At 58.9% G+C, this 15,582-nt stretch carries 14 protein-coding genes; 10 read left to right on the forward strand and 4 right to left on the reverse strand.

Annotated elements, in window-relative coordinates:
• Window position 1: 1 nt before the first annotated feature.
• Window positions 2–1,951, forward strand: coding sequence for a DNA primase (gene dnaG / locus ACR3EM_RS03145; protein WP_480469362.1), 1,950 nt, complete (start codon window positions 2–4; stop codon window positions 1,949–1,951).
• Between the two features lie 114 nt (window positions 1,952–2,065).
• On the forward strand, window positions 2,066–4,054 hold the full coding sequence (gene rpoD, locus ACR3EM_RS03150; protein ID WP_480469363.1) for an RNA polymerase sigma factor RpoD: 1,989 nt from the start codon (window positions 2,066–2,068) through the stop codon (window positions 4,052–4,054).
• A 171-nt stretch (window positions 4,055–4,225) separates the two neighbouring features.
• On the opposite strand, the gene ACR3EM_RS03155 is transcribed toward rpoD, so the two are convergent.
• Window positions 4,226–5,245 (reverse strand): helix-turn-helix domain-containing protein, encoded by a 1,020-nt coding sequence (locus ACR3EM_RS03155; RefSeq protein ID WP_480469364.1) that lies wholly within the window; start codon window positions 5,243–5,245, stop codon window positions 4,226–4,228.
• Between the two features lie 317 nt (window positions 5,246–5,562).
• On the opposite strand from ACR3EM_RS03155, the gene ACR3EM_RS03160 reads away from it, so the two are divergent.
• The 6 genes from ACR3EM_RS03160 (at window position 5,563) to ribD (ending at window position 9,111) form a co-directional block, all read left to right on the forward strand.
• Window positions 5,563–5,988 (forward strand): thiol-disulfide oxidoreductase DCC family protein, encoded by a 426-nt coding sequence (locus tag ACR3EM_RS03160; protein WP_480469365.1) that lies wholly within the window; start codon window positions 5,563–5,565, stop codon window positions 5,986–5,988.
• A complete protein-coding gene (locus ACR3EM_RS03165) occupies window positions 5,978–6,532 on the forward strand; it encodes a DUF4166 domain-containing protein (protein WP_480469366.1) in 555 nt (184 codons plus the stop codon). Before ACR3EM_RS03160 ends, ACR3EM_RS03165 begins: the two co-directional genes overlap by 11 nt.
• Before the next feature lie 78 nt (window positions 6,533–6,610).
• Complete coding sequence (locus tag ACR3EM_RS03170; RefSeq protein WP_480469367.1) at window positions 6,611–7,006, forward strand: hypothetical protein; 396 nt, start codon at window positions 6,611–6,613, stop codon at window positions 7,004–7,006.
• Between the two features lie 3 nt (window positions 7,007–7,009).
• Entirely contained in the window at window positions 7,010–7,423 is a 414-nt protein-coding gene (locus tag ACR3EM_RS03175) for a secondary thiamine-phosphate synthase enzyme YjbQ (RefSeq protein ID WP_480469368.1), read from the forward strand.
• A 120-nt stretch (window positions 7,424–7,543) separates the two neighbouring features.
• The gene (gene nrdR, locus ACR3EM_RS03180; RefSeq protein ID WP_480469369.1) at window positions 7,544–8,014 is read left to right on the forward strand and encodes a transcriptional regulator NrdR; all 471 of its coding nucleotides are present in this window, start codon (window positions 7,544–7,546) and stop codon (window positions 8,012–8,014) included.
• On the forward strand, window positions 8,011–9,111 hold the full coding sequence (ribD, locus tag ACR3EM_RS03185) for a bifunctional diaminohydroxyphosphoribosylaminopyrimidine deaminase/5-amino-6-(5-phosphoribosylamino)uracil reductase RibD (protein WP_480469370.1): 1,101 nt from the start codon (window positions 8,011–8,013) through the stop codon (window positions 9,109–9,111). The genes nrdR and ribD overlap by 4 nt, the downstream gene beginning before the upstream one ends.
• Before the next feature lie 3 nt (window positions 9,112–9,114).
• Here the strand turns inward: ribD and ACR3EM_RS03190 are convergent, their stop codons facing one another.
• The 3 genes from ACR3EM_RS03190 to ACR3EM_RS03200 form a co-directional block, all read right to left on the reverse strand.
• Complete coding sequence (locus tag ACR3EM_RS03190) at window positions 9,115–11,115, reverse strand: capsular polysaccharide biosynthesis protein (protein ID WP_480469371.1); 2,001 nt, start codon at window positions 11,113–11,115, stop codon at window positions 9,115–9,117.
• A gap of 3 nt (window positions 11,116–11,118) precedes the next feature.
• Window positions 11,119–12,252: a polysaccharide biosynthesis/export family protein gene (locus ACR3EM_RS03195; protein WP_480469372.1), complete on the reverse strand. Its 1,134-nt coding sequence runs from the start codon at window positions 12,250–12,252 to the stop codon at window positions 11,119–11,121.
• A 79-nt stretch (window positions 12,253–12,331) separates the two neighbouring features.
• Complete coding sequence (locus tag ACR3EM_RS03200) at window positions 12,332–13,630, reverse strand: capsule biosynthesis protein (protein WP_480469373.1); 1,299 nt, start codon at window positions 13,628–13,630, stop codon at window positions 12,332–12,334.
• Window positions 13,631–13,771: 141 nt separating this feature from the next.
• Between ACR3EM_RS03200 and ACR3EM_RS03205 the strand changes: the two genes are divergently transcribed.
• Window positions 13,772–14,359: a riboflavin synthase gene (locus ACR3EM_RS03205; RefSeq protein WP_480469374.1), complete on the forward strand. Its 588-nt coding sequence runs from the start codon at window positions 13,772–13,774 to the stop codon at window positions 14,357–14,359.
• 100 nt (window positions 14,360–14,459) lie between these two features.
• Window positions 14,460–15,581: a 3,4-dihydroxy-2-butanone-4-phosphate synthase gene (ribB, locus tag ACR3EM_RS03210; RefSeq protein WP_480469375.1), complete on the forward strand. Its 1,122-nt coding sequence runs from the start codon at window positions 14,460–14,462 to the stop codon at window positions 15,579–15,581.
• The last annotated feature ends 1 nt before the right edge of the window (window position 15,582 follow it).

Below are 15,582 nucleotides of genomic sequence, written 5' to 3' on the forward strand. Positions count from 1 at the left end.
TATGTCCCTGCCCCCTGGATTTCTGGATGAACTACGCACACGCCTCAGCCTGTCGCAGGTTGTCGGGCGCAAGGTCATGTGGGATCAGCGCAAGTCCAATCAGGGTAAGGGCGACATGTGGGCACCGTGCCCGTTTCATCATGAAAAGACTGCCTCGTTCCACGTCGATGATCAGAAGGGATTCTATTACTGTTTCGGCTGCCACGCCAAAGGGGATGCGATCAGTTTCGTGAAAGAGACTGAGAATGTCTCGTTCATCGAAGCGGTCGAGATTCTGGCGCGCGAGGCCGGGATGCCGATGCCGGCGCGCGATCCTAAAGCCCAGGAGAAACAAGATCGGCGCTCGCAACTGGCCGAGGTGATGGAGCAGGCGGTGCAGTTCTTCCGCCTACAGCTCAAGACCGGGGCTGGGACTGCAGCGCGCGACTACCTGACCCGTCGGGGACTGGACGCACAGGCTTTGGATCGGTGGGAGATCGGGTTTGCCCCTGACGCTTGGCAGGCGTTGTGGGATCATCTGACCGGCAAGAACGTGGCCGAGGACTTGATCCTAGGGGCCGGTCTGGCCAAGCCGTCGAACAAGGGCAAGAAACCCTATGACACCTTCCGCAACCGGATCATGTATCCGATCCGCGACCCGCGCGGACGCTGCATCGCCTTTGGCGGTCGGGCCATGGACCCGAATGACAACGCCAAATATTTGAATTCGCCCGAGACCGATTTGTTCGACAAAGGGCGCAGCCTCTACAACCACGGCCCCGCGCGGCAGGCGGCGGGGAAGGGGCAGTCTCTGATTGTGGCCGAGGGCTACATGGACGTGATCGCTCTAGCCGAGGCCGGATTCGGCGCGTCAGTCGCGCCCTTGGGGACGGCGATCACCGAACATCAGCTGCAATTGCTCTGGCGCATCTCCGATGAGCCGATCATCGCGCTAGATGGCGACACGGCGGGGCTGCGTGCAGCGATGCGGGCGGTTGATCTGGCCTTGCCGCTGCTGGAGGCCGGCAAATCCTTGCGCTTTGCCCTGATGCCCGAAGGCAAGGACCCCGACGATCTGTTGCGCGCCGAAGGGGCGGGGGCGGTTCAGGCTGTGTTGGATGCGGCAATCCCGATGGTCAAACTGTTGTGGCAACGCGAGACCGACGGCAAGGTCTTCGACAGTCCTGAGCGTAAGGCGGCGCTGGATAAATCCCTGCGTGAGAAGATCAAGCTGATCCGCGACCCCTCGATCCGGTCGCATTACGGGCAGGAAATTAAGGACCTGCGCTGGCAATTGTTTCGCCCGCAGAGACAATCGCAAAATCGTGCGTGGCAACCGCGCGGAAAATGGCAGCCGCAGGCGCAACCTGCGACACCAGGCGCGCGCGCGTCGTTTCTGGCGTCGTCCGAGAACGCGGATATCCAGCTACGTGAAGCGGCCATTCTGGCAATTGCCATCCTAAATCCGCAGGTTGTCGTACAATTTGAGCATCAGCTTGAGGAAATGGATTGCCACGATCCCGATCACGCCGCCTTGCGCGAAGCGATCCTGCGCCATGCCATCGATGATCCTGACAACCTGAAAGACCACATCGTTCAAACTTTGGGGCCGGAACCCCTTGAAAACCTGCTGGCCCTTCGCCATGTCGCAGTGATCCCCTGTGTGTACAAACCGGGCGACGTTGAAAAGGCCGAGATGACGTTGGCCGAGGAACTCGCAAAGATCAAAGCGCTCCGGGGGTTGGATGCTGAGATTGCCGAAGCGGCGGAGGAACTGTCCGATCTGGCCGATGAGGCGCTGACATATCGGCTGGCGCAAGCCGCCGAAGAGCGCAACCGCACAAGCCGCAGCCAGAACGAAGACAGGGCCGTTTTCGACATCGCCGACAATGGTGCGCGAATCAACCGCGACGAGAAAGATGCGTTTGAGGCCATCATGTCGGGTATCAATTTCGAACGAAAACGCCGGTAAAGTGGTGTTTTCGTAAGGCACTGGAAAAGAAAAACGGGTAAACGGGTGGCCGAATCACTTCTACGCGCTAATGATTCGGCCAAGACGAATCACCCATCCCTGCAGGAGCATTGAATGGCCGCCAAGGATACGAACGAAGACCGCAAATCCGACGAGCAGGAACAGGAAATCTCGCTGGACATGAGCCAGGCCCAGGTCAAGAAGATGATCGCCGAGGCCCGCGAGAAAGGTTACATCACCTACGACCAGCTTAATCAGGTTCTGCCGCCTGATCAGGTCAGCTCGGAACAGATCGAAGACGTTATGTCGATGCTGTCCGAGATGGGCATCAACATCATCGAAGATGAAGAGGCCGAAGAGGAAGAGAACAAAGGCTCGACCGAGCTGGTCACCACCGAAGGCCCGCGCGAGGTTGCGCTGGCTGGTGCTGCAACCGAAAAGCTGGACCGCACCGACGATCCCGTGCGCATGTATCTGCGCGAGATGGGTTCGGTCGAACTGCTGAGCCGCGAGGGCGAGATTGCGATCGCCAAGCGGATCGAAGCCGGTCGCAACACCATGATTGCCGGTCTGTGCGAAAGCCCGTTGACCTTCCAGGCGATCACCATCTGGCATGACGAATTGCTGAGCGAAGACATTCTGTTGCGTGATGTCATTGATCTTGAGACGACTTTCGGCAATCAGCTGGACGAAGATGGTGAGGTTGAGGAACCGGTCGTAGACACATCCACAGTTCAGGCAGCCAAACCTGAAAAGGATACGGGTCCGGAGCTGGATGCTGACGGCAACCCGATCGCCAGCGACGACGATGACGACGAAGACGATCAGGCCAACATGTCACTTGCCGCGATGGAAGCGGCACTGAAGGATCAGGTTCTGACTACGTTGGAACGCATCTCGACCGACTTCGCAATGCTGTCCGAAATGCAGGACAGCCGGATTTCTGCGACGCTGAATGAGGATGGCACTTTCAGCGCGAAGGACGAAGAAACCTATCAGAAGCTGCGCGCTGAGATTGTTGAACTGGTGAATGGTCTTCACCTGCACAACAACCGGATCGAAGCTCTGATCGACCAGCTTTATGGCATCAATCGCCGGATCATGTCACTGGACAGCTCGATGGTGAAACTGGCTGACCAGGCTCGCATCAACCGTCGCGAGTTCATCGATGCCTATCGTGGCCGCGAGTTGGACCCGAACTGGCTGGCCGAAATGGCCGAGAAGCCGGGGCGGGGTTGGCAGATGTTCATCGAACGCTCGACCGAAAAGGTTGAGGAACTGCGCAACGACATGGCTCAGGTTGGCCAATATGTTGGTCTGGATATCCCTGAATTCCGCCGCATCGTGCAGCAGGTTCAAAAGGGTGAGAAAGAGGCGCGGCAAGCCAAGAAGGAAATGGTCGAAGCCAACCTGCGTCTGGTGATCTCGATTGCCAAAAAGTACACGAACCGTGGCCTGCAGTTCCTTGATCTTATTCAAGAAGGTAACATCGGCCTGATGAAGGCGGTGGACAAGTTCGAATACCGCCGCGGCTACAAGTTCTCGACCTATGCGACCTGGTGGATCAGGCAGGCAATCACGCGCTCGATCGCGGATCAGGCGCGCACGATCCGTATTCCGGTGCATATGATCGAGACGATCAACAAGCTGGTTCGGACCGGTCGTCAGATGCTGCACGAAATCGGCCGCGAGCCGACGCCGGAAGAGCTGGCCGAGAAGCTGCAGATGCCGCTTGAGAAGGTTCGCAAGGTAATGAAGATCGCCAAGGAGCCGATCAGCCTTGAGACGCCCATCGGCGACGAAGAAGACAGCCAACTGGGCGATTTCATCGAGGACAAGAATGCCGTGCTGCCGCTGGACAGCGCCATTCAGGAGAACCTCAAGGAAACCACGACACGGGTTCTGGCCTCGCTTACACCGCGTGAAGAACGTGTTCTGCGGATGCGCTTTGGCATCGGTATGAACACCGACCATACGCTGGAAGAGGTTGGTCAGCAGTTCAGCGTGACCCGCGAACGTATCCGTCAGATCGAGGCGAAAGCGCTGCGGAAGCTGAAACATCCCAGTCGGTCGCGGAAACTTCGGTCGTTCCTGGACCAGTAAGTCAAAGGCGCCCTGGGGCGCCTTTTTCTTTGTGTCGTTCACGATGGCCGAACTTCACTTCAATTTGGCGAGAACGCGCAAGGATCGCGTGGTGGCACGCTCTATATCGCGGGTGTCCACTCATGGGACAGGCCGGGGCGAGGTGGTGACGCTGATGACCCTCGGCCACCCTCAACTGCGGTTCAGAGGATGGTCGACGCGTTTGCGGAATGCGCTAGGGGCTTGTCCGGTCCAGCGCTTGAAGGCAGTGGAAAAGGCGGCCTGGTCAGAATAGCCCAGGCAATAGGAAATCTCGGACAGGTTCATGCCGTTCTTGATGAACGTCTGCGCCAGATCGCAGCGCAAATCCTCGACGATTTCACGATAGCTGGTCCCCTCATCCGACAACCGGCGCGCCAAGGTGCGCGGGCTAAGACCAAGCTGCGCTGCGGCTTCTTCGGCTTGAATGATGCTACCCGGCATTGACCCGGTGATCAGACCTTCGATCTTTGCCCGCGTCTTTTGCTGAGGTGAGCGACGCTCGGCCAGCAGGCGCTCGGCATATTCCAGCAAATGGGCGCGTAGACTGGGGTCATAGGTCGGAACCGGGGTGTCCAGAGATGGCAGCGACAGGATGATCTCAAGCCGTTCCGCCCCGAATGCCACGGGGAACCCTCCGATTTTCGCGAATGCGTCCGTGTGCTGACCAACTTCGTGTTGAAAGCGAATTTCAATCGGTTGCAGCTGGGTTTGTGTTAACGCGCGCATCCTGGCAATAGCCGCGAACAACAGGAACTCGGTGCGGCGGTGATAGCGATGGAATCCGGGGTCCTTCCAGTTCGCCTCGAGCGAGGCGGAGTTGCCTGACACACGCAGGCGGAAGGCCAGAGCCGGGTCGATGATGCCATGAAAACGTGCGGTGTTTTCCATCACCTGTTTCAGATCGCGTGAATATTTACTGATATAGGCCGTGACACTTGATGAAGCGCTGAACTGTAGCCCTGCGCTTGCGCCAAAGGTGATATCGCCGACCGCGTCGCAGGCATGGCGTACAAACAGCGCCTCTTTATGCGCACTGTACTGAGTTGCTGGTGGAGCGATATCTGACCGTTGCAAATCGCTGTACCCGAGTACGCGATCAACGACCATTGCATTTGCACGGGCCTCAAGTGCGTGGGACAGCAACTGAATTCTGGAGATATCAACGTCCATCTATCCTGCCTGAAACACATGCGAATATATTTGTACAGCCTAGCGGCAATACTGCAGGTAACGCCAGCTTTTGGGATGATGACCTGAACTCGCAAGGAATTGACCGGAATTGCCAAGACAGGCGATCTGACCCGGAGTATCTTGAAATTGTTGTCGGGTTTGCACCTTTATCGGGGATAAGGTCAGAGCCTGGGCGAGCGGTCTACCAAACCGTCTCGACGGGTTCCCCGGCACCTCCCGTTCCATTCATGTCGCATTGCAGCGATCCGATGAGCGTGCGAGCATTCCGCAATTCTGCGGCAACTCTTTTAAACATCATGCCAGACCTGACCATGCCGGAAACTGATCTGATCGTCTTTGACGGTGAATGCGTGCTGTGTTCCGGTTTCTTTCGGTTCATGTTGCATCACGACAAGAAACACCGGTTCCTCTTTGCCACTGCGCAGTCTCGGCTTGGGCAAAGACTTTATGCGCAGCTGGGTCTGCCGGTCACGGATTTTGAAACCAATCTGGTCATCGTCAACGGGCGGGTTCACCAAAGGCTGGATGCCTTTGCGGCGGCGATGCGGGCTTTGCCGGGGCTGTGGCGGGTTCTTGCACTTTGCCGATACCTGCCGCGCATCGTAAAAGACCCGCTTTATCATGCGATTGCCCGAAATCGATACGCGTTGTTTGGGCGGCGTCAGACCTGTCTAATTCCTGATCCGTCGCTAACCGAGCGGTTTGCAATCGATGGATTCTGACGACGATCCGTTTTTGCAAGCGCTCGCTGGAGGGCGGGGTCTGTCGCCAGCCGTCCGAGCCTTGCATCGGCGCGAAGGGCGGTATCTCGGGCGTTGCGATGTCACGCGGGGCAGGGGGCCGTTTGTGGCGATGGCTCTGCGTGCCGGTCGGTTCCCGCCCTCGGGCCAGGACCTGCCCGTATCGCTCAGTATTCAGCGCGATGGTGGCAGATGGATTTGGACGCGTGATTTCGCGGGTCACAAGACCCGTTCATTGCTCAGCTTTGATCAATCCCGGTACTGCGTCCGCGAGCAAATCGGAGCGCTGACGATTTGGATGCGGCCCAGCCCTGCCGAAACAGGATTAAGCATCGCGATCCATCGGCTCTGCCTGTTCGGCATTCCGTGCCCGGGGTTTCTGCTGCCCCGATCGGCTTTGACCGAAGGCGAGGATGATCAATCGCGGTTTTGTTTCGACATCTCAGCATATTTGCCCGGAGGTGGTCTGTTGATCCGGTATCAGGGTTGGATGGCACCCGATAACGAAAATCAGGGTGTCGCCTGAAATGATTGTGAGGCACACTGTTCTGACGAGCGCGCCGGGCTAAGCTATACCTCAGGTGGAAACAGGAAGATGGTAACGATGAAACAGTTTATCTCATTGGTGATTGCGGCTCTGATGGCGCTGAGCGTACCTGTCACCGCAAACGCGTCCCGTAATGGTTTTCAGACCGCGGCGATCAACAATACCGAATTCGAAGTTATTCCGCGCGGGCGCCAGGACATTGACGGTTATTGGTGCGCGGCTGCTGACTTTGCGCGCCGAAATCTGGGGGCAGGTTGGCAGGACAGGATCTATGTGCTGCGCGGCTATGGTCCAAGTGTGACGACAGGGCGTAAGACAGCTGTTCAGTTTGCGCTGAAGATGCCCGCCAACGTCGATCAGCAAGGCAGTATCTCTGTCGGGTTCAAAGCCGGTGACAGCATGTCGGTACAAGGTGCGAATGGCCGCTGTAGTCGCCGGTTGCTGCGCAATTGATACATGGCGCAGTCTGAATTCACGATCCAGACGCAGGGCGCGGGACTCTATGAGATTACCGCGCCCGTGCGTACGTGGCTGCAGCCGTTTTCAGATGGTTTGCTGACGCTCTTTGTGCGGCATACGTCGTGCTCATTGCTGATCCAGGAAAATGCCGACCCCGAGGTTCAGACCGACTTGCGCGCATTCTTCGACCGACTGGTGCCGCCTTCGGATCATCCTACGATGTCCTATCTGCGCCACACTTATGAGGGGCCGGACGACATGCCTGCTCATATCAAGGCGGCGATGATGCCGGTTTCGCTGTCGATTCCGGTCACAGCCGGGCAGCCTGTTCTGGGCACATGGCAAGGCATCTATCTGTTTGAACACCGTAACGCACTGCATTTGCGAAAGGTTGCAGCGCACTTCTCGTGACCCTTTATTTAGCGGTGAAAAATTCCGACTACCCAAATCCTAGCGGCTGTCCTATAGTTGTGGATAAGTAGGCCGTAGTGCTTACAACAAGAGGCGGAACTAGGGACGAGGAGACGGCGGATGCGCTGCCCGTTTTGCGGAAATATCGATACTCAGGTCAAGGATTCACGCCCGGCAGAGGATCACGTGGCGATCCGCAGGCGCCGGTTTTGTCCGGCCTGTGGCGGCCGGTTCACCACATATGAACGTGTGCAACTGCGCGATCTGGTTGTTATCAAGACCAATGGAAAACGCGAGGATTTCGACCGCGACAAGCTTGAGCGTTCGATCCGCATCTCGATGCAGAAACGCCCGATTGAGCCGGACCGGATCGACCAGATGATCTCGGGCATCGTGCGCCGACTTGAGAGCATGGGCGAGACGGATATTCCATCCAATAAAATAGGTGAAATCGTCATGGAGGCGCTGGCCCGGATTGACACTGTTGCGTATGTTCGCTTTGCAAGTGTCTACAAGAATTTCCAGGCGGCCGATGATTTCGAGGAGTTCGTCCACGAGTTGCGCCCGCCGCAGCCCACGACGGATGAGTGAGCGAAACAGATAAGCGATTTATGGCGCTGGCCCTGTCACTAGGGCGGCGCGGCCAGGGCCAATGCTGGCCTAATCCCTCCGTCGGGTGCGTTGTCGTGCATAATGGGCGGATTGTCGGGCGCGGCTGGACGCAGCCCGGTGGACGTCCGCATGCAGAAACCGAAGCCTTGACACAGGCCGGGTCAGCGGCGGAGGGCGCGACGGCTTATGTCTCGCTTGAGCCATGCGCGCACCACGGAAAGACACCGCCCTGCGCACAGGCATTGATCGACGCCAAGGTCGCACGCGTCGTCTGCGCAATTGAGGACAGCGATCCGCGGGTGGCCGGGCGGGGCTTTGACATGTTGCGCGCTGCCGGGATCGACGTGCAGACCGGTGTCATGGCTTATGAGGCCGAGCAGGACCATGTCGGGTTCTTCCTAAAAACGGAACAAGGCCGCCCGTTTGTGACGCTCAAACTGGCCAGCAGCTTTGATGGGCGGATCGCAACGGAGAGCGGCCACAGCCAGTGGATCACGGGCCCCGAGGCGCGGCGGGCAGTCCATGCGATGCGTGCCCGGCATGATGCGGTTATGGTCGGGGCAGGGACGGCGCGGGCGGATGATCCGTCGCTGACAGTGCGCGATCTGGGCGTGACGCAGCAACCCGTACGTGTGATCGTGTCTCGCCATCTCGATCTGCCCTTGATGGGGCAACTGGCTCGGACTGCGAAAGATATTCCAGTCTGGCTCTGCCATGGCCCGCACCCCGATGCCGAACGCGCCCGCACGTGGGAGGGGCTGGGCGCAAGGTTAATTCCCTGCGCGCTTCAGGGGCATCACGTCGACGCCGCCGACCTTTTACAACAGCTTGGTCAGGCCGGTCTGACACGCATTTTCTGCGAGGGAGGGTCGGCTTTGGCAGGCTCTCTGCTCAAGGCTGATCTGGTGGACGAGCTGGTGGGCTTCACCGCAGGGTTGATGATCGGGGCCGAGGGGCTGTCTGCAATTGGCGCGCTTGGTCTTGAGACGCTCGAAGCCGCCCCCCGGTTCGATTTGATCGAGACGCGGGTTTTGGGCGGTGACCTCCTGCATCGCTGGGCGCGGACGACGCGCTGAAGGTCAACGCCACAGATGTGCGTAGGTCGCCAATGCGCCTTGGAGTTTCGACAGAATGCGATTGATCGGTCCCCGAGAGTATGACCCCTCCTGCACCAGTCGCTCAACGGCGATTTCGACCGGGCAGGTTTGTCCGGTCTCTGGATCGAAATAGCGCGGATAATCGATCAGCGCAGCATGCACCAGGCCCAGCAAGGACGGCCGTGCCCCCCTGCGCGCCGGAACCGCTCCCAAGTCAACCGTTAGTCCCCAGCCTGCGTAAAAGGGTGCTCCCAGAGTGGTGACTTTCACATCGCGTAATAGCGCCTCGAAACCCATCAGGGATGTCATGGTCCAAAGCTCATCCACCTGCGTCAGCAGCGTCGCGGGATCGGTCTTGTAAGCGATCACGTCAGCCAGACCCTCGGCATCGATCTGCCCATCGCGCAATCCGGCTTCGACATCAGGATGGGGTTTGTAGATCAGAACCGCATCCGGGTTGGCCCTACGTGCTGCACGCAGTAGCTCCAGATTGGTGCGGACGGTGCTGGTGCCCAACCTGATCGAGGCGTCGTCTTCAACTTGTCCGGGCACCAGTATGCGGCGGCCTTCCGGAAGCAGCGGCGCGGGATCGCCTGTGTTGTACTTGCTCAGCCCGCCTGCCAACAGCTGCGCCAACAGGCGTTCGGCCCGGAGCCGTTGGTCCGGTCGCAGGGTTTCGCGCGCAGCGATCCATTCCTCCAGCCGACTTGGGCGTGTGGGGTCATAGTAGATGCCCAGATCATCCGTCACGAGCGAGAGGGGAGGGACAAGTTCCGCCCCCAGCCCGCGCGAACGCAAGAAGCCATCCTCAACGTGAATAACATCTGCCGATTCCCCGGCCCGGCTGGCCCAGCACATATGCGGCCCAGATGGTGTCTTTGGTGGCTCGGCCACAAACCGGAGCTTGCCATGCTGGCCGAACATCTGCTGCAGATGGCGGCGCTTCCAGACCCGCATGCCTGATGCCGTCCAGCCCTTATGATCCTCGCGCCACGCGCGGGTGGAAGCTTCGAGCGTGTCCAGCACGGTTGCAAGCTCGCACAGCCTGTCATGAAACGGATCATACCAGCGTGGATAAAGGATCATGGCTGCCGCGAACAATTGCGCGCGTGTCAGGTTGCGCTGGCGACGCTGCACGGGAAACTCGTCCTGCGTCAACCCCCAGCCAGCATAGAAGGGCTGACCGAATACACGAGGTTTATGCCCCGTCAATATCGCCTCGAACCCAAGTTGCGAGGACACCGTGTAAACGCCTACCGCCCCTTCGAGTAGGGATAACGGGCTGATCCGGTCGCTCAGGAACGAGATTCTCTCATTCAGGTCTTCTTGCAGGAAATATCCATCCCGATGACCAGTGGCAGTCTCCGGATGGGTTTTGATCAGAATACGTGCGCCCGGGTTTTCCTCTTGCGCGACGAACAGCATTTCCAGAAATCGTGCACGGCTCGCGCCGCTTGCCGTAACGGCTGCATCACCTTCTGTCTGGTCGATGACAAGAACGTAGCCCGGATCGGGGAGCGGCTGATTCAGATCGAAGGCGGAATACTTGCTCAGATGCAGTTCGTGCATGCGTGCGATACTGTCGCGTGCACGGTTCAGCAGTGCAGTGTTGTCCAGCGGGTGGGTGGCGAGAAGCGTTTCCAGATCGGACGGGGTGCTTGGATCGAAATGCAAGCCCGATCGATCCAGTAGCAGGCCAATCGGCGGTTCGCCCTCACGACCGGGGTGGAGCGAACGCAGGAACGCATCCTCGACCCGCAGAACCGCTGCGTCGCGCTTTTCAGCGATCGACAGCCCGCGATGCGCCGTCGGACTGTTGCCCCAGACGCCAACCAGATCTCGGGCCTGCGGCAGGCCGAGCTTTATGTCATAACCTGCTAGCGACAGAATGCGCCGCACCCGTCGCTGTGTCAGGAACCCCCCGTTGTAAACAAAAAGCCGAGAGCGTTCGCCCTCGGCTGGCTGTTCCGGCTCAACACGCATGTATCAGCCACCCGTTAGGGTTGCCACATTCGCGATCGGTGTCAGGCCTCCTGCGATGAGCGAGATGGATTTGGTCCACTGCGCATACGGGGCCTCGGTCACATAGATCGTGTCATCGTCGCGGATGACGAAATCGCGGGCGATGAACAAACCGTTGGGGGCGGTAAGGTTCAGCAGATAGATCATGCGCTGGTCGCCCTGAAGATCGGCTCGACCCACGACGTTTCGTGCGATGTCCTGACGTTCTTTGCGCAGTACGAAGATACCGGTCGGATCTGAAGAGAGCGATTGAAGGCCGCCGACCTGGGCCAGCGCTTCGAGCGCCGAGAGGTCCTGACTTTCAAAAGCCACGCGGGATTGCCCGCCAGTGGAACCCAGTGCGATATAGGACCGGCTGTCCTGTTCGACCAGAATACGGTCACCGCCACGCAGGGCGATGTCTGTTTCAGGGTTGCGGAACAGGTCGTCATACCAGATCGTACCGCGCTGATTGCCGCGAATGACGGTCACCAACGCGATGTCTGAGGCGACAGCCACACCACCCGCACTCGCCAACATGGTCGACAAGGTGCCAGTGGGGCGTTCGATCGGGTAAATCCCCGGCGCACCGATGGTGCCGGTCAGCGAAACCGTCGAGCCATCTCCGGGCGTGCGGCTGACCTGAACCTGCGGATCGGGGGTCTGCTCTTCCAGTTTTGAGGAAATCAGAGCGCGCAGTTGTTCGGGGGTATTGCCCGCGGCGCGAAGACGTCCGGCATAGGGCACGAAGATATAGCCGTCGCTGTCGACCTGCAATTCGGTCAGGCTGGCGGCGCCTCCTGCGGCAGAGGTCAGCAGACCATCCTCGACGTTCTCCCAGACTGTCAGGTTCAGGGTATCGCCGGGGCGAACGGTATCAGAGGCTACGCTCTGCGCGCTGCGGAAGGATTGTGAAAACCCGAATTGTGGAACGGCCGCAGCGGCGCGGGCGACGCGATCATCGACCTCGACAACAAAAGCGTTGCCGCCGTTTTCAAACGATCCGGCCAGGATTTCAGTTTTGTTCGGGCCGGATTTCGGAAGCTGGCACGCTGCCAGCAGGCCGAGAGCTGCCACAAGGACGGCCCCCCGTGTCCATCGGGTTGGAAAGCGCTGCACTGCCGATTTACCTCAGTCGTCTTTGTTTTGGGAAGGTTACCCGGTAGGTTGTGAAACTTCCAGCACCACTTGATCGGGGTCAGCGAACAAGCTGCAACTGTGGCGCGGGGGCCGCGTTGCGGCCAAGAACGACTTGATAGGGGTCCTGAGGCCGTAGCATCATGTCGACGGTCCGTCGCAACAATTGGCGTCGTCCGCGACGCGAATAAAACCCGCCCGGAACCTGGCTGGTTTCCAGCAGGAACCTTCGATAGGTGCGATAAGCCGCGCTGTCAGGTGCGGTTGGTGCGGCAAAAAACGCCTCGATGGATTGGCCGGATACGAATTCTGGCTTGTCATAGACAGACCGCCCGAAAAGCATAAGGGGGATACCGCGCCACAGCGCTTGCTGTCCCGCCGTAGAGTTTACGGTCACCGCTGATCGCGCTTCGGCCAGCAGCTTGGCCAGTTTGCCTCCGGGCACGTAATGCACACGATCACCGAGGCCGTGCGCACGTGCGAACTCCCGAGCAAGCAGTCGCAGAGGTTCGCGATGGTTCTCAAGCGGGTGTTCCTTGATGACCAGATGGTGATGCGCGTGCGCCCCTTTGGCGAAGCCTGCGATCACTTGCTCAAGAAAGCTGCTCATACAGCTGAAATCAGAATGCGATTGGACCGAGCTGTCATGGCCCAATTGCAGCAACACCAGATGATAGGGAAACCCGCCCCATTTGACTTTTGTCGTGGCGATCCTGCGTTGAATGCGATGAAACGGCATCAGGGATAGCCGTTTGAAATACAGCCGGAACTCTGTCGAAACCGGCAAGCTCCGGTGGGGTCGAAAATTGCGATAGCGGTGATTCAGGAACAAGACGAACCAATGGTAAAGAGCGCCATAAAAGATGTGCTGACGCATATCTCCCCAATGCGATGGCGGTGGTGGGGTTGGTCCTTCAGATTGCGCAAGCGCCGCTCGCATGTCGGCCACATCTAGCTTCATCAATCGAGAGTTCCCGTTCGAACCGTTGCGTTCATAGGTCACCCACCAAGGGCGCAGATATCCTTCCTCAAACACATGGACGGTCAGGCCACGCTCATTCGCGATGCGCACTGCCTGCGCGTGTACCGGTCGTGTATCGCCATAGAGCACGATGTCAGTCACGCTGTGGTCGCAGATCAGATCGCTGAACGCTTGCGGCCAGCGTTCGGGTGTGTCGAGATAAGGAATATAGCTGCCCGGGTCAGACCAGAACGCCTGATCACCAGCATTGAAACCAACGCGCCAGACCCGAGCCCCCGCCGCGCGCAGCATCCGACCCAGCGAATTGAAGAACGGGCCATGTGGTCCCTGTAGAAACAGAAACACGCGCCTGTCTGGGCAGGGGGGGCTGAGTGTCATAGGGTCTGCTCTTGCCGTGGTGTTGTGGTGCGTATTGCTAAAATTATGCCTCTTTGCCACTTTGACGGCAAGGCAGGGCTTGCCGGGTGGGTCATCGATCTTTACCTGCGAAGGCGAAGCTATGCTCCGAGGGTTACCAAAATGTTTACAGGCATCGTCACCGACATCGGCACCGTCACCGAACTGGACCAGCAGGGTGATCTGCGCGCCCGGATTGAAACTGCTTATGACACGGCAGGCATCGACATTGGCGCCTCGATCGCAAGCGATGGGGTGTGCCTGACCGTTATCGCGCTTGGTGACAACTGGTATGACGTTCAGATCAGCGCCGAGACGGTTTCGAAAACCAATCTGGACAGCTGGCGAGTCGGTAAACAGATCAATCTGGAGCGCGCCCTGAAAGTGGGTGATGAACTGGGGGGGCACATCGTCTCGGGTCACGTGGATGGCGTGGCCGAGGTCGTGGCCCTCAAGGATGAGGGCGATAGTACGCGGGTCACCCTGCGCGCGCCCGCCGATCTTGCACGGTTCATTGCGCCAAAAGGGTCTGTTGCGCTGAACGGAACCTCGCTGACGGTGAATGATGTAGAGGGTTGCGATTTTGGGATTAACTTCATCCCGCACACCAAAGAAGTCACAACTTGGGGCGATGTATCGGTCGGGGATCGGGTGAACCTCGAGATCGACACGCTGGCGCGGTACGTGGCGCGTTTGGCGGAAATGTCCTGAAACAGGCGCGTTGCTTGAGGTGTGCAGGCTTTGAGGACTGGTCTTTGCACCCTCACTGGTCTATTCCGCCCTGCAAACATGCCATCTGAAAGGCTGCCCCATGAGCTTTGAAACCCCCGGACCGGTCGAGGCCCAATTGCGCGAGGCGATCAGCCCGATCGAAGAGATCATCGAAGAGGCCCGCAGTGGCCGGATGTATATTCTGGTCGACCACGAAGATCGTGAGAACGAGGGTGATCTGGTTATCCCAGCGGAATTTGCTGATGCCGAGGCGATCAACTTCATGGCCACCTATGGGCGCGGCCTGATCTGTCTGCCCATGACGGCAGAGCGTGTCGAGCGTCTGGGTCTGCCGATGATGGCCGTGAACAACTCTTCCCGGCACGAGACAGCGTTCACCGTTTCGATCGAAGCACGTGAGGGAGTATCAACCGGGATATCCGCCGCTGATCGCGCGTTGACGGTGGCAACTGCGATCAACGAGCAGAACACCATGGCGCATATCGCGACCCCCGGTCATATCTTTCCCCTGCGTGCCAAGCGGGGCGGGGTGTTGGTGCGCGCGGGCCATACCGAGGCCGCCGTTGATATCTCGCGTCTGGCGGGGCTGAATCCGGCGGGTGTGATTTGCGAGATCATGAAACAGGATGGCACCATGGCCCGCCTGCCTGATCTGGTCACGTTCGCCAAAGAGCATGGCATGAAGATCGGCACGATCAGTGATCTGATCAGTTATCGCTCGCGCAATGACAATCTGGTTGTGGAAACCTCGCGTGAGATGGTGAATTCAGAATATGGCGGCGAGTGGGAGATGCGGATTTTCACCGACCAGACCCATGGCATTGAACACGTTGTCATGATCAAGGGTGATATTACCACGCCAGAGCCGGTCCTGACACGAACCCATGCCTTGCATGAAGCGCCCGATATTCTGGGCCTCGGCCCAAAATCCTCGCGCGAACTGCCGCGGGCGATGGATAAGATTGCCGAAGAAGGGCGGGGCGTCGTTTGCCTGTTCCGTCAACCACGCAATTCGCTCTATGCGGCGGACGATGAGGGGCCGCGCACCATCAAGCAAACCGGTCTGGGCGCGCAGATCCTGTCTAAGATGGGTGTTCAGGAACTGGTGTTGCTGACGGATTCGCCGAAAACCGTGTATCTGGGGCTTGACGCGTTTGGCCTGTCCATCGTCGGCACCCGTTCGATCCTGAAGGAAGACTGAT

The sequence above is a fragment of the Ruegeria sp. AH3 genome (assembly GCF_056536265.1).